The following is an 18,776-nucleotide window of genomic DNA, read 5'->3' as shown; positions in this document are numbered from 1 at the left end:
TTTTTGTTGGAATAATGTAGTTTGTAGGTAAAATGACTGATATAATAAGTGCTAAATGGGGAAACTATAATGAATATAGTTAGCAGAGTGTTTTTAGGATTTTTAGCCTATCATTTGATATATTTTATTTAGCTTTTTAGACAGCAATAAGTTAAAATTTGATAGTCTAGTTCAATATAATTAACTAAAAATTTTTCATTATTTGAAATTTGTGGAATATAAAACATAAAAGTTTGGGTTTGCTCACAAATATTAATACAATGCATGGTGTCGAAAGAAATGATTTTTTTATACTTATTGTAAACTACTTTTATTAAACTTTCTTTTGCAGAAAATATTATTAAGTGTAATACAGGTCGTTGCTTTAAAAAAGGACTGATTAACTTAATTTCTTGAGAGCTGAATATATTGGTTAAAATACTTGGATTTCGATCAAATATTTCTGAATTTTTTTTAATTTCAATGTCAATTCCTAAAAATTGTCCAGATAATGAGGCTGTTTGATTATAGATTTTTGATAATTCTTTTAAATCATTCATATTTTTGCTTAGCCTTGATGTTGCTGCAATTGCTATTCCTTGGGTGCAGTCCAGCATGCTATGGCTAATACTTCCTGTAATTTGATCTGGCCATAGAGGTTCGCCTTGTTTACCTCTTTCTATGATAAAAGAGGAATAATTACCTAAATCATTTAATGCGTATTTTGCAGCTAAACGCCCTAAGAAAAACTCACATTTTCGTTTTATACTCGCTTTGGTAACGTGTTTAGGGAGGAAAATATTATATTTATTATATAAATTATAAATTTTTTGTGCATCTATATCGAGCAAATTAATTTGATGGATAATTATTTTTGGGGTTTTTAGAATAGAATGTTCGAAATCAATATTAGAAAATTTTAGTTCTAAATATTGTTCTGAATTCAGAGGTGTCTGTTTATATTCTTGATTAAACATAATATGAATGTGTAATTTAAAAAATTAAACCAGTGTTGTTTTCATTAAAAGGTAAATTTTTTCCTGAATAAGATGAAGCATTTTTTGTAAAATTGTTGTATCTAAAAAGTAGAAGTGATCTCCAGAAAATTGATGAGCTCCTAACCATTTATTGGTATAAGTACTCCAGCTTTCCATAATATTATGATTTTTGATATACGGATCTGCTTCTCCATAAACACTCATAAGAGGAACTGAACTTTTAAAAATAGGTTTTTTCAGCATGTTGTCACTTAGAATGAAGTCATTTTTAATAATAGGAAGAAAAAAATTTAAAGCACTTGCATTGTTTAATATTTCATCAGGAAAATTATTATAAAGTCTGAGTTCTTTGATCATTTGCTCATCGGTAAGATGACTATAGTTATGAATTAAATTTTGGAAAAGAGGAGAAGGGCGGGCACTGACAATTTTTAGAATCAGGTTATGATCAGCATGTAAAAGTTTGAGTTTTTCTTCAATTTTCCATATCAATGAGGCACCGACACTATGCCCGAAAAGTACATATGGCGTATTACCATAAGCTAAAATTTCTAAGCTAAATTGATGAGCTAAAAAGTCAGGATCATGACTCAGGGACTGCTGAATTTTTCGTCCATGACCAGGGTATTCAAGCGCAATAACTTTTAAATTTTCAGCACTTGTTTTATCCCAAGCACTAAAAATTGATGCACTGCTTCCTGCAGAAGGAACACAAAATAAATTAATTTTTGAATTGTTGTTCATAAGAGTGACTGATAAATTTCGAGCCTAAAATATGCAGTTATAAATGCAAATGAGAATTACTTTAAAATACTATTTATCTGCTAGATGTCAAATCTAATCTAACTTAAAAAAAATTAAATTCATAAAATATTTAATTAATTCAAATGCTTTCCCTGTTTTATTGAATTATTTCTGATCGTTTTTTTTGTTGAGAATGATTCTTGGTATTATGCGTAACATAATTTAAACATTACTATTCCTAGGATAAGAAATGAATACCAGTATCCATTTCAAAAAAGCAATTTTATCGATCAGTATCACATTGCTGCTAACTCAGAATATATTTGCTGGGGAGAATACACAGTCGGCTCAACAGCTTCCTACGATTATCGTTAAAGCAGAGGCGACTGATAATACGACTTTGTCGAATGGCCAAGTGACTAAAAAGAGTCAAGTCGGTATGCTGGGTGACAAAGATACAATGGATATTCCTTTTAATGTTACCAGCTACACTGCTCAATATATTCAAGATCAACAAGTAACCTCTATCGCAAAGGCATTGAAAAATGAACCTTCTGTACGTAGCGTATTTTCAGGAAATGGGCTTGGTGAATACTTTAATATTCGTGGTTTCTATACTCAAAGCCATGAAATGGCTTGGAATGGACTATTCGGCTTAGTACCACATAATCGTATTCCAACAGAATTTTTAGAACGTGTTGAAGTATTTCGTGGAACCAGTGCATTGCTTAATGGTATGTCTTTGGGGGGGGCTGTTGGAGGTGTCATTAATGTTGTACCTAAACGGGCTGGTGAACAAGATCTTACAAGAGTAACGGCAACATATACTTCGGACAGTAATTTAGGTTTACATCTTGATGTAGGTCGTCGTTTTGGTGATGAAAAACAATTTGGCATTCGTGTTAATGCTCTAAAGTCTGGTGGTGATACTGTTTTAGATGGTCAAGAGGAAGACAGGGCTTTAGGCTCTATTGCTTTAGACTATAAAGGAGATAGACTTCGAGCAAGCCTTGATTTATACGATATCAATGAAAAAGTTGATGGCGGTATGCCATTGATGGTGAGTTTTGCCTCTGCAGATATTCCAAAAGCACCAGATTCAAAAATTAATACTCAACCAGGCAGTTATGCACACACCAAAGCCAAAGGACTTATTGCGAATGTACAGTATGATTTTTTAAATGATTGGACCGCATATGCCACTGTTGGAACAAAAAAACAAAAAAGTCATGGTGTTATTGCGAATAACGCTCTAGGTATGGCTGCACAGCCTAATGGTGATTACACCGCTATTTCTCGTATGAATGCCAATGACACCGATGTCAATGCAGTAGAAACAGGTGTCCGTGGAACATTTACAACTGGACAAATCAAACATCAATTAGTTTTAAGTGGCAATACAATTGATCAAAATACCTATATGGGATTAAGTGTTGGCTCACCTTGGCAATCCAATATTTATAATCCTAAGCCTGGAACAAATGCGGTAAGACCAGCCAATGTACCCAAGATTTCTGAAACAAAACTATCCAGTGTTGCATTAGCAGATACTTTGTCTGTTTTACAAGATAAATATCAGCTTATTTTAGGCCTTCGTGAGCAACGAGTAGAATCCCAAAGTTTTAGTATTAATCCTGCCACGAATGCCTTGAATCCAGCATATAAAGAAAGTGCTTTGACACCAGCGGTTGGGGTTGTATTAAAGCCATGGGGTAATCATTTATCACTCTATGCAAATTATATAGAAGGTTTATCACAAGGTGATACCGTTTCGGACACTACAGCGGCTAATGTGAATACAGTATTTAAACCATATAAATCAAAGCAATTTGAAATTGGTACAAAATGGGATTTGGGTAATTTCAGAAATACCTTGAGTTTTTACCAGATCACTAAGCCCAGCCTAATTAAAAATACCACTACAAATATCTATAGTGATGATGGTGAGCAACGTAACCGTGGGGTGGAATGGACAACAGTTGGGGATTTAGTTGACCATCTGCGTTTATTGGGTGGAGTTTCTTATCTAGATGCCAAATATACAAAAACCGCAGGTGGGGTATATCAAGGTAATGATGTGATGGGGATTCCACACTGGCAGTCTAATCTTGGTGTGGAATGGGATCTGCCTGTGCAACCAAATTTAACATTGACTGCAAATAGCGTTTATACCGGCAGCATGTATGCAGATAATGCCAATACACAAAAACTGCCAGATTGGATCATATTTGATTTAGGTGCACGTTATGCCACTGTTATTGCACAACGTAATGTTGTGTTTAGAGGGGGCATCGATAATGTCTTTGATAAAAAACATTGGGCAGGTGTATGGAATGGCTATGTCGGTGTAGGCGGAGATCCTCGCACATATAAGTTATCTATGCAGATCGATTTTTAATTCTATTTAAATATTCATGCATTGGAAGACCTATCATGTCTCATCATTCTAAACCTTGGCTGCTATTAATCAGTACCTATACTACACAATATATCGGTATTGCTTTTATGATGTCTGCTACCTTTGCCATTTTGAGGCAACACGGTATTGCACTTGATAAATTAGCATTATTGAATCTGATTGCGCTTCCAATGCTGGGTAAAATTCTATATGCGCCATTTGTTGACAGTTTTAGATTATTCACCCAAGGGCAGTATCGAAGTTGGCTTCTGTTTGCACAATTGTGTATGACGGGGCTACTGCTGGTATGTGGTTATTTAGAGGTAAACAAACAATTTCCAATCATGCTGGTACTCTTTATTGTTTATAGCTTGTTTATGAGTATCCAAGATGTTGCTATAGATGGTTTAGCCACAAAGATTTTTGAGGCCTCTGAACGACAATTTGCGAATAGTATTCAATATGCCAGTAACTTGTTGGGCAATATCATTGGCGGCGGTTTGCTCCTGATTTTATATCCTTGGTTACAATGGAAAGGCGCATTTATTATATTGGCCCTTTTAACTGCTATAACCTGGATTCAGTTATTGTTTTATCGTGAACCTGAAAATGAGTTTTCGAATCCGCATCATAATCTTTCTTCTCAGTTCAAAAGTTTAGCTCAGCAACTTAAATTATTTATCACCAAGCATAAGTCTTGGTTTGTGTTGTTATTTATTTATCCAATTGGTTTCACTGCTGTATTTGGAATCCTAAATCCATTATTGGTCGATGCAAAGTGGTCATTGGTTGATATTGGTTTTGCCACTAAAGTCTTTGGTTCGATTATTGGCATCTTATCGGCATTCCTTGCCACGCTTTTGATCAATCAATTACAACGTAAAAAAGCACTGATTACGCTGACGGTCATGCAAGGCCTGACGTTGTTACTTTTTATTCCTTTGACCTTGGGATACACCTCAAAACTCATAGTGTATTTGGCAATTTTTGGTTATTTCATTGCCAATCCAGGGCTAATTGCGACGCTTTCTACACTTATTATGGATCGTGCTGCAAGTATGCCAGCAAAAGCAACGTTCTTTAGTTTACAACTTAGCCTGGTCGTTTTCATGGGCTTTGTATATTCAGCACTCGGTTTAACGCTGGCCCAACATATTGGGTATACCGCTGTCGTGATTTTAACCTTTATATGTGCTTTAGGTGTGGCTGCTTTGTCATGGAAATTATTGTCACCTGATGATCCCAATGTACCAACTTAACCTTTTGTATATTTATTCTCTTTCATTTGTTTTATCTAAGAAATTTAGGCGGCTTTATGAAACACTTCACCACGATTAAAGATCAAGATCGTAAGCTTGATATCATGGATCATGTGAATCAGGATCATCATAAAGAGTTACTGATCATTGCTCAAACTTATGGTAAAAATAATGCGATTGATGATGCTGTAATTGTCGATATTTATGAAGAAGGTATTTTGTTACATACGCAAGACCCTTTTTCAGTAGCAAAACAAGATTTATTTATTCAATTTGAATTAAAAGGTGATCTTGAAGAGCAAATTCTTTATTTGGCCTATAATTCATTTGCCAAACAAAAAATAGAATTTAGTAATAATGCCAAACAGTTTTTTGAGGTCATTGAGAAATCTCAAGTAAGCCAAAATATTACGCGATTAACCATTAAAAGTCAGATTGCATTACCTCAATATTATGCTGGATATGCATATGGCTTTATTTTAAAGGTATTAGAAAAAGCACCCGAAATCAATATAAGCAGTTCAAATAAAAGCAGTGTTTTAAAGAATATTGTTGATCGTGGTTTTCTATGGGTAATGAAACATTTATCTGCTCAGAAAAGACAAAAATTGATGGAAAATATGAACAAGGATATTCGCTTATATACGTTAAGACAATCTTTTGGTCATGAGGGTCAAGACGCTTTAAATTATGGTTATGTAGACATCTTTACTCACGGAAACAGTCTTGGTAGTCAATGGGTACAACAACTCAATGTAGGTTCACTTATTTCAAGCCGTACAGAAACAGACGACAAACATGATCATCTCCAGAATGGCGCAGCAGTATTAATAGCAGATGAAACAGCTTATCCAGCTTTAGCTGGAATTTTAGATTTTTGGAGTAACCCACACCCTCCATTAGTTATTTTGCTTTGTGCAAATGAAAGCGATCTTGATTATTTTAAAAATTATGATTTCCCAGAAAATTCTATCATCAAAAATATTGTGGGTTCTTTAGAAAATCAGAGTATAGAAATCATTGAGATTCTAAATGAGTTTGAACACTTGGATAATGTTTGGGGTGCATTAGAAAATAATGTAGCTAAAAAAATCCGTCATTATTTTCGTAATGAAAGAAAGTTACAGGGTAAAAACAATCATATCAAGGGATATTGGCGACTTCAAAAAGCCCATTAATCCACAGGAACCTAAAGACTAAATACTTGTAGATCTACGATGAATATTTTAAAAGACATCTTATTCCCAATTTTGAAATTGGCACTTCCATTGATTCTGATTCAAATTTGTCAGGCATCTCTAGGGGTGATTAATACTATGGTGGCAGGTCGGTATTATTATATTGATTTAGCTGGAATTGGATTAGGAAGTAATATGTGGACGCCTGTATTCATTTTATTTACAGGAATTTTATATGTATTGGTACCTAAAATTTCTGCCATGCAACAACACAGTTCTCAGGAGATTGGAGTACTTATTCAACAAGGAAAAAGAGTTGCTTTTTTACTTTCGATTTTTGGATTTATATTAATTCAATTATTAGCATTTTTGTGTCCTTGGCTCATTGGCGATCAGCAAGTGGCACAGATTGCCAAACAGTATCTGCACTTTGTTGCTTTTGGTGTACCAGGTTTAGTTTATATGACACTATTTCGCTTCGTTAGCGAAGGTCATAGTTTACTAAAACCAATTATCCTGACATATGCGATTTTACTTGTTTGCGATGCATCATTGTGTTTGGTGTTGGTTAATGGAATTGGATTTATTCCAGAAATGGGGGGAGCGGGAACAGGTTTAGCCACAGCTATGAGTGCTTATATTGCTTGTTTTTGTATGTATCAGTTTGTTTCAAAAGCAATTCCTGAACTTAAAATTAAACGCATTCAAGTTGGTTTTAAAGAAAGTTTAGGTTTGTTAAAGCAAGGCTTACCTATAGGAATTACTTTAATTCTGCAAATTTTAGCATTGGCAACACTGGCATTTTTTGCTTCACAGCTTGGTGCAAAAGCAATTGCAGCGCATCAAATTGTAATTAATATTGCTATGCTGATCATCATGATTCCGATTGCAATAAGTAGTGCAACAACAATTAGAATTGCTTATTTTTCTGCGACCAATCATCACCAAGGAAAAATATCTACAAGTTTATGTGTAGTTGTGTTGACCCTGATCTATAGTTTTTTGATGGCAGGAATTTTGATAGGTTTTGCACAACACATTGTAAGCTTATTTACTCAAGATGCTGAAGTCTTAAATGTTGCTGTTGGTCTAATGTCATATGTGGCGATATTTTTAATTTTTGATGCAATACAAACGGTAGCTTCTGGTGTCTTACGTGGTTTACATCAATTTATGCAACCCTTGTTTATTATTTTATTTTGCTATTGGTTTGTAATTATTCCATTAAGTTATTTAATGGGGGTACAAGGGTGGTTGCAAGTGCGTGCCAATGTGGATGTCATCTGGATTGTATTGACTTGTGGCATTAGCTTAGCTGCTGTTTTATTAACTATTCAAAGTTATTGTCATGTAACGGGAATAATGAATAAACGGAGTTGAAAAGCATTCACAGGAGTACATTAAGACTGAGTTTTACCAATAGCTTTTAACAATTTAGTGATTAACCCATTAAACCCTCATTAAATTTGGGGTTTTTTCTAGGTGGAATTGCAGTATGAAGCCATCTAACTAACCGAAAATTTGTTAGCAGTATTTTGTGATATTAGTGCCAGTGATATAAATGGTATTAATCCGCGCATTTTGCCTAATTTGTTTAACTAAATTACCACGTACCCATGAGTTGCATATATCATTTGTGATGATAGCTTTATACAACAAAAACAATTTAAATTAAGAACATATCTTTGATTCAGTTACAGCTGGAAAAATTTCTGTGTTATACGATATTGTCAACAATTATGCCTATTCAACTTATATCTAGCCTTAAAAATTTTATACTTGTTTTTATATAATTTTTATATATTTCAATGTTGTAAAAAATAAAGGCCATTTTTTTTGAACTAACTGGTTTTTATATTGTCGACAATGTGGTTGCAATTTTCGATATCTGTGCGTATTTTAACAACAGCATCCTCGTAATTGTTGACATCATCATGACCGAACTTCTTGAGCCAGCCGCGCGCGCAAGTACACAAGAAACCCTGACCGATCAGATTTTTAAAAAAATTCAATCGGCGATTGTCAGTGGTGAAATCGCAGCGGGCAGTAAAATTTCGGAGCCAGAATTGGCACGTGTTTATGGCATCAGCCGTGGGCCGTTGCGAGAAGCCATTCATCGGCTAGAAGGACAAAAACTGGTCGAGCGCACCGCACATGTGGGCGCGCGGGTGGTATCGCTATCACATCAGCAATTGCGAGAGCTGTATCAAATTCGTGAAAACCTAGAAGGTCTGGCTTGCCGACTAGCTGCGCAAAGCATCGACAAACAGCAAATCTTAAATTTGCGTGACGTATTGCATCTGCACGCGCAAGATCCCGATTTTAAAGAAGGTAAGGGCTACTATTTACAAGAGGGCCAAGACGATTTTCATTACTGCATTATTAAAAATTGTGGCAACAAAACCTTGGAAAAAATGCTCTGCGATGAACTGTATCATTTAATTCGAATGTATCGGGTGCAGTATTCCAAAACCCCGAATCGTCCGCACAGGGCACTGTCTGAACATCTACATATTTTAAACGCGATTGCCGAAGGAGATACTGAACTGGCAGAACTTCTGATGCGCAGGCATATCGCAGCATCGTATCGCAACATCGAACAACATTTTATTTAATTGACAGGGAGAGAAACCAGCACATGTCTACAGTATCAGCAGGACAGAAATTTAGAGACGCGGTCGCCAGTGAACGCCCATTACAGGTGGTGGGTGCCATCAATGCCAACCATGCCTTATTGGCCAAACGTGCAGGCTATAAAGCCATTTATTTGTCGGGTGGTGGGGTTGCGGCGGGTTCGCTTGGTTTACCCGATTTAGGCATTAGCAATTTAGATGATGTATTGATCGATGTGCGCCGTATTACGGATGTATGCGATTTGCCTTTGCTGGTCGATGCCGATACAGGCTTTGGCGCTTCAGCATTTAATATTGCCCGTACTACTAAATCGCTGATTAAATTTGGTGCTGCTGCCATGCACATTGAAGATCAGGTCGGTGCCAAGCGTTGTGGTCATCGTCCAAACAAAGCCATTGTGAGCCAAGAAGAAATGGTCGATCGGATTAAAGCGGCGGTTGATGCGCGTACCGATGAAAATTTTGTGATTATGGCACGTACCGATGCATTGGCTGTCGATGGTTTGCAAGCTGCAATTGACCGTGCAGGCGCGTATATCGAAGCTGGTGCAGACATGCTATTTCCAGAAGCCATTACCGAGCTTGCAATGTATAAGCAATTTGCACAGGCGACTGGCGCACCCATTTTGGCCAATATTACCGAGTTTGGTTCTACGCCACTATTTACCACCGATGAACTGGCCTCTGCCGATGTAAGCCTTGCTTTGTATCCACTCTCAGCATTTCGTGCCATGAACAAGGCAGCCGAAACAGTCTATGAAACCTTACGTAAAGAAGGCACACAAAAGAATGTGGTCGACATCATGCAAACGCGTAAAGAGCTATATGAGCGCATTAATTACTATGCGTTTGAAGACTATTTAGACAATGCATTTGCGAAAAAGAAATAAATAAGCCCTCTTTGAAAATAAGCGGAAACGATGGTCTTGGCCATCGTGAGGGCGGCATGGATGCAGCTACATTGGACGGCCTTGCATTGCTATCAAAGAGATTAAAGCTCTGACGAGGCGCAAGGCGAAGTGGTTAATCTCGAAATAAGAAGTGAAAATGGTACGACTCCATCGTACCTAATAAATAAATTCAGATCGATAGGAAAGGACAATCTTATGAGCTCAAATGAAACAACAACAGGCTTTAAACCAAAAAAATCAGTTGCACTTAGCGGACAAGTGGCAGGCAACACCGCACTCTGTACCGTTGGCCGTAGCGGTAACGACTTGCATTATCGTGGCTATGACATTTTAGATCTCGCTGTAGGCAGCCAGTTTGAAGAAGTGGCACACTTGCTGGTACATGGCAAATTACCAAATCAAGCTGAGCTTAAAGCGTATAAAGCCAAATTAAAGGCACTTCGTGGCTTACCGGCAGCACTCAAAACAGCACTTGAACAACTTCCGCCGTCTGCTCACCCCATGGATGTGATGCGTACGGGCGTGTCGGTATTGGGCTGTTTAACCCCAGAACATGAAGACCATAACGAAGCTGGCGCAAAAGACATTGCCGATAAACTTATGGCCAGCCTCGGTTCGATGCTGCTGTACTGGTATCACTTTAGCAACAATGGGCGCCGTATTGAGGTCGAAACCGACGACGACTCAATCGCAGCGCATTTCCTGCACTTGTTGCATGGCGAAAAACCATCTGAAGAATGGATTCAGGCTATGCACACCTCACTCATTTTGTATGCAGAGCACGAGTTTAATGCATCTACCTTTACCTCACGCGTAGTCGCCGGTACAGGTTCAGATATGTACTCGGCCATTACCGGTGGAATTGGCGCACTGCGTGGCCCTAAACACGGCGGTGCCAATGAAGTGGCCTTTGTGATTCAGCAACGTTATGACAATGCAGACGAAGCTGAGGCAGACATTCGAAGCCGTGTAGAGAAGAAAGAAGTGGTGATCGGATTTGGTCATCCGGTTTATACCGTATCCGACCCGCGTAATGAAGTGATTAAAAAAGTGGCCTACGATTTGGCGCAGTCCCAGCAAAACACCAAGATGTATTTGATCGCGGAGCGTTTGGAAGCCGTGATGAAAGAAGTAAAAAACATGTTTCCAAACCTCGACTGGTTTAGTGCGGTAAGTTACCACCTGATGGGTGTGCCAACAGCCATGTTTACACCATTGTTCGTGATTGCACGTACCGCAGGGTGGTCGGCGCACGTGATTGAGCAGCGTCAAGACGGCAAGATTATTCGTCCAAGTGCGAACTATACCGGCCCAGAAAATCTCGAATTTAAACCGTTGGCGGAGCGTGGCTAATGTCAAATCCATATCGTAAAACGTTGCCGAATGCTGCACTTGGCGATACCCCGCTGGACTATTACGACGTGCGTCAAGCCGTTGAAGATATTCTGCCTGGCGCTTACCAGACATTGCCTTATACCTCAAAAGTGCTGGCCGAGCAGTTGGTTCGTAAAGCAGATCCTGCGCATCTGACTGATTATTTAAAGCAGTTGATCGAACGTCGTCAGGATCTAGATTTTCCTTGGTATCCGGCGCGTGTGGTCTGTCATGATATTTTAGGTCAAACCGCGCTGGTTGATCTTGCGGGCCTACGGGATGCCATTGCAGATAAAGGTGGCGATCCGTCTAAAGTGAATCCAGTGGTGCCGACACAACTGATTGTCGACCATTCGCTTGCGGTCGAATATGGCGGATTCGATCCCGATGCCTTTGAGAAAAACCGCGCGATTGAAGACCGTCGTAACGAAGACCGTTTTCATTTTATCGAATGGACCAAAACGGCATTTAAAAATGTCGATGTCATTCCTGCCGGAAACGGCATCATGCACCAGATCAATCTGGAAAAAATGTCGCCAGTAGTTCAGGCACGTGATGGTGTAGCTTATCCAGATACCTGTGTCGGCACCGATTCACATACTCCGCATACCGATGCATTGGGTGTTATTTCGATAGGTGTCGGTGGCTTAGAAGCAGAGAACGTGATGCTGGGCCGTGCTTCTTGGATGCGTTTGCCCGATATCATTGGCGTCGAGCTGGTCGGGCAGCGTCAGGCCGGCATTACCGCGACCGATATCGTACTGGCTTTAACTGAATTTTTACGAAAAGAACGCGTGGTCGGGGCATATCTGGAGTTTTTTGGCGAGGGAGCCGACAGCATGTCGGTGGGTGACCGTGCCACCATTTCAAACATGACACCAGAATATGGCGCCACCGCAGCCATGTTTTATATCGACCAGAACACCATCGACTATTTGCGCCTGACAGGCCGTGAAGATGCTCAAGTGGTATTGGTTGAGCAATATGCAAAAGAAATCGGTCTTTGGGCATCTGAAATGACTCAAGCCGAGTACCCGCGCGTACTGCGTTTTGATTTATCCACTGTTACACGCAACATTGCAGGCCCATCTAATCCGCATGCCCGTGTTTCAACCGCCGACTTGGCAGCAAAAGGCATTGCTGGCAACTTAGATGCAGCCAAAGCACAAGAAGCAGAAGGCTTGATGCCAGATGGCGCCGTCATCATTGCGGCGATTACCTCTTGTACCAATACCTCAAACCCACGTAATACCGTGGCCGCAGGGCTACTCGCACGTAAGGCCAACGAGTTAGGTTTAGTTCGTAAGCCTTGGGTAAAATCTTCTTTTGCACCGGGGTCAAAGGCGGCAGCGCTTTACCTAGAAGAAGCGGGCGTACTTAAAGACTTAGAACAACTCGGTTTTGGTATTGTGGCCTATGCCTGTACCACGTGTAATGGGATGTCTGGCGCGCTTGATCCTGCCATTCAGCAAGAAATTATCGACCGTGATTTGTATGCAACGGCTGTACTTTCGGGCAACCGTAACTTCGACGGGCGTATTCATCCATATGCAAAGCAGGCCTTTTTGGCATCTCCACCACTTGTTGTGGCATATGCAATTGCCGGCACTATTCGTTTTGACATCGAAAAAGATGCACTCGGCACCGATCAAAACGGCAAAGCCATTTACCTCAAAGACATCTGGCCATCCGATGCCGAAATAGATGCACTGGTCAAAGAAGCGGTGAAGCCTGAACAGTTCCGTAAAGTGTATATTCCCATGTTTGATCTGGGTGAGGTTGAACAGGCCGAAAGCCCACTATACAACTGGCGCCCACAAAGTACCTATATTCGCCGTCCGCCATATTGGGAAGGCGCGCTGGCTGCACCACGCACTTTGACCAATATGCGTCCACTGGCGATTTTAGGAGATAACATCACCACTGACCATTTATCACCTTCAAATGCGATTATGATGGATTCGGCAGCAGGTGAATACTTGCATAAAATGGGCGTACCAGAAGAAGACTTCAACTCTTATGCAACCCACCGCGGTGACCACTTAACCGCACAACGTGCCACTTTCGCCAACCCGAAATTGTTTAATGAAATGGTGGTACGCTCCGACGGTACCATTAAGCAAGGTTCAAAAGCGCGCGTCGAGCCAGAAGGCGAAGTGATGCGGATGTGGGAAGCCATTGAAACCTACATGAACCGTAAGCAACCGTTGATCATTGTTGCGGGTGCAGATTATGGTCAGGGGTCTAGTCGTGACTGGGCTGCAAAAGGTGTACGCCTTGCCGGTGTAGAAGCCATTGTAGCCGAAGGCTTTGAGCGTATTCACCGTACTAACCTTGTAGGTATGGGCGTGTTACCGCTTGAGTTTAAAGCAGGTGTCAACCGTAAAACCTTAAAACTCGATGGTACTGAGCTATATAGCGTGATTGGGAATATTGCACCGCGTTCGACGTTAACTTTGGTGATTGAGCGTGCTACAGCGGATGGTAAAGACGAGATTCTGGAAGTGCCTGTGACTTGCCGTTTAGATACCGAAGAAGAAGTGTCTGTATATGAGGCGGGTGGGGTGTTACAGCGTTTTGCACAGGACTTTTTAGAAGGCCAAGTGGCTTGATATTTAGTCTATAATTGATTGAAAATTATTCAAAATAGCCCTATCTTGATGATGGGGTCTTTTTTATTGAGAATAATAGTGGAAAGATATTTAGATTTAGATGGTGATTCTGGCGTTTTTTCATATGAAATTGGTGATACATATATAAGGGTAAAGTTTGATAAAACCATTAAAATTTATCAGTACAGCTATTATAAAGCAGGTCAGCTTCATGTCGAAAAAATGAAAATATTAGCTAAGAGTGGTAATGGACTAAATTCTTATATTATGAGAAATGTAAAAAACTTATACGATTAAGGATATAAAAATAATCTGGGGTAAAAAGAATGTTATTTTCGAAAAGAAAAGGTCTTAGTCCAATAAGAATCGAAATCCAGAGAGAATCTATAGATGATGATTTAAAAAATGGTTTATGGAATGCCTTACATTTAACGATTTGGGCAGAATATGATGGTTATCATTACAGTAAAACATTTAGAACATCGAATTTATTTACTCTACTTGTAAGTTATTGGCATAATTTTTTTAAACTTCCTCTAGATGATATGCCTCTAGATTTTGATATTGCTAAAGAAGCAATTAGAAAAAGATTTTTCGCTTACTCATGGTTTGAATTGTATGATTTTATAGAGTTTACTGCCCAAAATTGTCCAATTCATCTTCAGGATAATTTTATTAAATTTGTGAATAATATTCTTGAAAAAGAACTGTCAGCATATAGATTTGTTGATGAGCAATTAACAGACATAACAGATGAACAAGAGATTGAGTCAATTGAAACAGCAATTAACTCTTCTAATAAATTTTCAGGTACAAAAATACATTTAAAGGCCGCATTGAGCTTATTAACAGATAGAAAAAAGCCTGACTATAGAAATTCGGTTAAAGAATCTATTAGCGCAGTAGAAGCTTTGTGTGTAGTTTTATCAGACGATCCTAAAGCTACATTAGGAGCATCGTTAAATAGTATTGAAAAAAGTCATTCTTTGCATCCCGCTTTTAAGAAAGCACTGGCAAATCTATATGGATATACAAGTGATTCAGAAGGCATTAGACATGCACTTTTGGATGAACCTACAATTAGCTATAGTGATGCTAAATACATGCTTGTTTCTTGTAGCGCATTTATAAATTATGTAATTGGAAAGATGAGTGAAAAATAAGAATATAAAGAAAAGCCCAACATTAAGTCGGGCTTTTTTCTTATTGGCTTGCTAGATATGACTCCTGTCGTATCTCACGTTCCTGATGCATGAACCTATTATTGTTGTTTTGTGTTCTGGAACATCCTGTTCCTGTATGAGTTCATAATAGGAAAAAAGAGGTGTGTCGCCAATCCGCTAAATCCCTAAATCTGTGTAAGATAAATCGTAAAAAATGAAATTTTGGAAGTGCCTGTAACTTGCCATTTAGATAGAGAAGAAGTCTCGGTATATGAAGCGTGCGGTGTATTATAGCGTTTTGCGTAAGAATTTTAGATGATCAAGTGGCTTGTTTATTGAAAAATTAATCTCAATATAATATAACTAATATTTATACTTAAGACTTAATAATTACGATGGATGATATTAATAAGTTAAAAGGATTGGGTGGGTGGCTGACATTAGTTGGATTTGGTTTAATTGTTTCTCCTATTAGGCTGATCGTAACGGGTTACCAGACTTACTATCCTATGTTTTCAGAGGGGATATTTAATTCATTAACTTCAGTTGACTCTGTATATTATCATCCACTTTGGATATATTATATTTTAGGGGAGATTACAGTTAATACAATTTTTGTCTTAACTTCCTTTGTTTTATTATACTTATTCTTTAAGAAACATTATCTTTTTCCTAAAGTCTTTATATCAGTTTGTATTGCAATGATAATTTTTATTCTTATAGATGCATCATTAATAAAATTAATTTTACCGAATGAAGAGATTTTTGATAGCGATACTGCTAGTGAGCTTATGAGAAGTATTTTTTATGGAATGATTTGGATTCCATATATGATGTTTTCAAAAAGAGTAAAAGTAAATTTTGTAGAAAAATAAAGATTTTATAAAATCTACTGTAATTAATATAAAAAAAACCCCAACATCCTGTTGGGCTTTTTTCGTATTTCGTTACTAGGTATAACTCCTGTCGTGCCTCACGTCCTGATGCTTAAACTTATTGTTGTTGTTTTATGTTTCGGAACATCCTGTTCCTGTATGACTTTAGAATAGACCTAGAGCAGCAAGCTACCAATCCGCAAAATCCCTAAAACAATGTACGTCAAAACGTACAAAGCTGCACTTCGCTATTAAATCATGACCGTTTGTCAGAAAGGTCAATATATAATCAAAAGTATCACGCTATAGTATATATACCATTTCTAAAATCTATGGAGAACAAAAATGGTTACTGCTGGCGAAAAACCTGGAACAGGCTTCTATTTTTGTGTCCAATGCGGACATCGCGTTTACTTAGAAATTGGTACAGATCGTTTACCTCCGTGTACCAAATGCCTTGGCAAGCAATTTAACAGTAAGCTTGCCTAAGCCGCACACGACAAAACAGCTATCCGCTGGTTTGAAAATTCCTGTCATCCGACGGGATTTTTTATGCCTAAAAATTTAAATAACAAATAAAGTTACTCATCAAGCATAAAAAAAGCCCAACATCCTGTTGGGCTTTTTTCGTATTTCATTGCTAGGTATAACTCCTGTCGTACCTCACATCCTGATGCTTAAACTTATGATTTTTGTTTTATGTTTTGGAACGTCCTGTTCCTGTATGAGTTCATCATAAGAAAAAACGTGATCAGCGCCAAGCCGCAAAATCCTTAAAACAATGTACGTCAAAACGTACAACAAGCCATCTCATGAATCTTCTAACGTGTACATTTTAAGAGTATGACTACAAATAAGATTCATATGATTTTTTAAATCAGGATAAAATTAAAACTTACTTTGATGAGAAATTTAGCGTATTCATGAGAAATCACTTTAAGCAAGCAAAGTTTGTTTCGCAAATTACTTGGACTGTAGAAATGGATGCTATTCTTATTGAAAACAGTGGACTAGACATCCAAGCATTAGAACAACTCCTGAATGTCGAAGAAATTGAAATTCAGGAGCGCAAACGAATTTTAGGATTAATCAAACGTAACCGACAGCTTAGGAAAATCTTTTAGGCGATTCTACATGAGTCGACTCTAAAGCTTGGTTGGTAAAGTAAATAACCTTGATGCCACCTTCAACAAACTCAAATTTAGAAAGTTTGAAATGCAAGTTTTCATTTAAAAAAGTCCACATCGCCATAATAGAGGGAAGTTGTTTGGTCATTTCAGTTTTCATGAGTGTTCTGTTCTTATTAATGATGCAGCTAAGTTATCATTGATCAAAATGCTCAAATAGAACCAAGCTGTTATACAAATAATGTGCTCGCGCAACAAAACGTTGGTTTTCCTTTAAATATGTAATTTTATTTAAATATAGATACATAAACTTTCTCACGATAAAGCGCAAATTGTTAGGCATTTAGCCTGATATGAAGTTTAAGTTTTGGGGATTATCATTTTTTTGATTCACGGAATACTTACAAAGGCTCACGTGCTGTATAAAATCTAAACATTAAACCTTCACTTGAAATGACGATTCGGTTTTAGATTGATAGACCCATGCTTGATCTTATTCCAAGGAAAATATATGTCACTTTATGAAAATGAATACAAGACAACATTAGAAAACACAAAAAATAAGGCAAAGTTATATGTGAAAGACTGGGGACAAGGTGAACCAGTTGTGCTTATTCATGGTTGGCCATTGTCATCAGATAGCTGGGATTGGATTGCCATTAAATTGGTAGAGGCGGGTTATCGGGTGATTAGTTATGATCGACGTGGTTTTGGTCGTTCAGAACAGACCTGGTCTGGCTATGACTACGATACTTTTGCAGATGATTTGCGCGGCGTGATTGAAGACAAACAACTCAGCAATGTAACCTTAGTTGGTTTCTCGATGGGCGGTGGTGAAATTGCACGTTATTTAAGCCGTTACCAAGCCAAAGACATTAAACAAGTGGCATTAATTTCGTCTGTGGTGCCATTTTTATTAAAAACCGATGATCATCCAGAAGGCGTAGACGGTTCCGTTTTTCAGGGTATGATTGAAGGTATTCTCGATGAACGCCCTAAATTCTTTAATGATTTCTTTAAAGATTTTTACGGTGTCAGCTTATTAAGCCATGCGGTCAGTGATGAGTTTATAAAATGGAATACGCAAGTCGCAATGCAGGCCAGCCTGAAAGCCACAGTCGATTGTGTCAGAGCATTTGCCTATACCGATTTTAGACCTGATTTGGCTGCGTTTACTGTACCCGTATTGGTCATTCATGGCACAGCGGATAAAACCGTTCCAATTGGTATCACTGCACACGCTGTGAAAAAAGCAATTCCAAGTGCAATTCTCATTGAATATGAAGGAGAGCCACATGGTGTGCTAGCGACTCAACAAGTACGTGTCGCACAGGATTTACTTGATTTCTTGGGCGCTACTCACTCGCTAGATCGTTTTTAATGGTGATGTTCTAGCCATTTCTTCGTTTTAGACTTTCATTTCAATCTCATCAACCTGCTCTAAGTGGCAGGTTTTTTTGTGAAACGAATTAAATTTGGAAATGAGTGACTTTCGTGATTTGACTCAAAACGTTTAAATGATGCT

The 18,776-nt window shown here is 38.3% G+C and carries 17 protein-coding genes and 1 pseudogene; 15 read left to right on the top strand and 3 right to left on the bottom strand.

The features are described 5' to 3' along the window. Window positions 1–128: 128 nt before the first annotated feature. Both F952_RS14275 and F952_RS14270 read right to left on the bottom strand, forming a co-directional pair. Window positions 129–956: a 4'-phosphopantetheinyl transferase family protein gene (locus tag F952_RS14275; RefSeq protein ID WP_004929181.1), complete on the bottom strand. Its 828-nt coding sequence runs from the start codon at window positions 954–956 to the stop codon at window positions 129–131. A 24-nt stretch (window positions 957–980) separates the two neighbouring features. After that, window positions 981–1,721, bottom strand: a complete 741-nt coding sequence (locus F952_RS14270; protein WP_004929179.1) for a thioesterase II family protein — start codon at window positions 1,719–1,721, stop codon at window positions 981–983. A 250-nt stretch (window positions 1,722–1,971) separates the two neighbouring features. Between F952_RS14270 and F952_RS14265 the strand changes: the two genes are divergently transcribed. The 14 genes and pseudogenes from F952_RS14265 (at window position 1,972) to F952_RS14210 (ending at window position 17,248) form a co-directional block, all read left to right on the top strand. Continuing rightward, the gene (locus tag F952_RS14265) at window positions 1,972–4,119 is read left to right on the top strand and encodes a TonB-dependent receptor (protein ID WP_004929177.1); all 2,148 of its coding nucleotides are present in this window, start codon (window positions 1,972–1,974) and stop codon (window positions 4,117–4,119) included. Window positions 4,120–4,154: 35 nt separating this feature from the next. Continuing rightward, a complete protein-coding gene (locus tag F952_RS14260) occupies window positions 4,155–5,378 on the top strand; it encodes an MFS transporter (protein WP_004929174.1) in 1,224 nt (407 codons plus the stop codon). A gap of 56 nt (window positions 5,379–5,434) precedes the next feature. Further along, a complete protein-coding gene (locus F952_RS14255; RefSeq protein ID WP_004929172.1) occupies window positions 5,435–6,556 on the top strand; it encodes a siderophore-interacting protein in 1,122 nt (373 codons plus the stop codon). A gap of 39 nt (window positions 6,557–6,595) precedes the next feature. Continuing rightward, a complete protein-coding gene (locus F952_RS14250; protein ID WP_004929168.1) occupies window positions 6,596–7,936 on the top strand; it encodes an MATE family efflux transporter in 1,341 nt (446 codons plus the stop codon). Between the two features lie 554 nt (window positions 7,937–8,490). After that, window positions 8,491–9,171, top strand: a complete 681-nt coding sequence (locus F952_RS14245) for a GntR family transcriptional regulator (RefSeq protein ID WP_004929164.1) — start codon at window positions 8,491–8,493, stop codon at window positions 9,169–9,171. 23 nt (window positions 9,172–9,194) lie between these two features. Further along, entirely contained in the window at window positions 9,195–10,079 is an 885-nt protein-coding gene (prpB, locus tag F952_RS14240; RefSeq protein ID WP_004929161.1) for a methylisocitrate lyase, read from the top strand. 216 nt (window positions 10,080–10,295) lie between these two features. Continuing rightward, window positions 10,296–11,453 carry a bifunctional 2-methylcitrate synthase/citrate synthase gene (gene prpC, locus F952_RS14235; RefSeq protein ID WP_004929159.1) on the top strand — a complete coding sequence of 386 codons (1,158 nt, stop codon included), beginning with the start codon at window positions 10,296–10,298 and terminating at the stop codon, window positions 11,451–11,453. Beyond that, entirely contained in the window at window positions 11,453–14,086 is a 2,634-nt protein-coding gene (gene acnD / locus F952_RS14230; RefSeq protein WP_004929156.1) for a Fe/S-dependent 2-methylisocitrate dehydratase AcnD, read from the top strand. Before prpC ends, acnD begins: the two co-directional genes overlap by 1 nt. A gap of 78 nt (window positions 14,087–14,164) precedes the next feature. Continuing rightward, the gene (locus tag F952_RS14225; protein WP_026056967.1) at window positions 14,165–14,383 is read left to right on the top strand and encodes a hypothetical protein; all 219 of its coding nucleotides are present in this window, start codon (window positions 14,165–14,167) and stop codon (window positions 14,381–14,383) included. Window positions 14,384–14,412: 29 nt separating this feature from the next. After that, the gene (locus F952_RS14220; RefSeq protein ID WP_004929151.1) at window positions 14,413–15,249 is read left to right on the top strand and encodes an AbiJ-NTD4 domain-containing protein; all 837 of its coding nucleotides are present in this window, start codon (window positions 14,413–14,415) and stop codon (window positions 15,247–15,249) included. A gap of 210 nt (window positions 15,250–15,459) precedes the next feature. Continuing rightward, a pseudogene (locus F952_RS17215) lies at window positions 15,460–15,543 on the top strand (hypothetical protein); the annotation flags it as partial. A 101-nt stretch (window positions 15,544–15,644) separates the two neighbouring features. Beyond that, a complete protein-coding gene (locus tag F952_RS14215; RefSeq protein WP_004929148.1) occupies window positions 15,645–16,124 on the top strand; it encodes a DUF2569 domain-containing protein in 480 nt (159 codons plus the stop codon). Window positions 16,125–16,469: 345 nt separating this feature from the next. Next, window positions 16,470–16,613, top strand: a complete 144-nt coding sequence (locus tag F952_RS16780) for a zinc ribbon-containing protein (protein WP_004929145.1) — start codon at window positions 16,470–16,472, stop codon at window positions 16,611–16,613. A gap of 491 nt (window positions 16,614–17,104) precedes the next feature. Further along, on the top strand, window positions 17,105–17,248 hold the full coding sequence (locus tag F952_RS14210; RefSeq protein WP_004929142.1) for a hypothetical protein: 144 nt from the start codon (window positions 17,105–17,107) through the stop codon (window positions 17,246–17,248). Here the strand turns inward: F952_RS14210 and F952_RS14205 are convergent. Continuing rightward, window positions 17,232–17,399, bottom strand: a complete 168-nt coding sequence (locus tag F952_RS14205; RefSeq protein WP_227499408.1) for a hypothetical protein — start codon at window positions 17,397–17,399, stop codon at window positions 17,232–17,234. The two genes, F952_RS14210 and F952_RS14205, sit on opposite strands and share 17 nt — an antisense overlap. Before the next feature lie 363 nt (window positions 17,400–17,762). On the opposite strand from F952_RS14205, the gene F952_RS14200 reads away from it, so the two are divergent. Continuing rightward, a complete protein-coding gene (locus F952_RS14200) occupies window positions 17,763–18,632 on the top strand; it encodes an alpha/beta fold hydrolase (protein WP_004929135.1) in 870 nt (289 codons plus the stop codon). The last annotated feature ends 144 nt before the right edge of the window (window positions 18,633–18,776 follow it).

It is taken from the genome of Acinetobacter baylyi DSM 14961 = CIP 107474 (assembly GCF_000368685.1).
Classification (GTDB): domain Bacteria; phylum Pseudomonadota; class Gammaproteobacteria; order Pseudomonadales; family Moraxellaceae; genus Acinetobacter; species Acinetobacter baylyi.
Note: the sequence above shows the minus strand (reverse complement) of the source record. Positions and strands in the feature narration are given on the sequence as shown.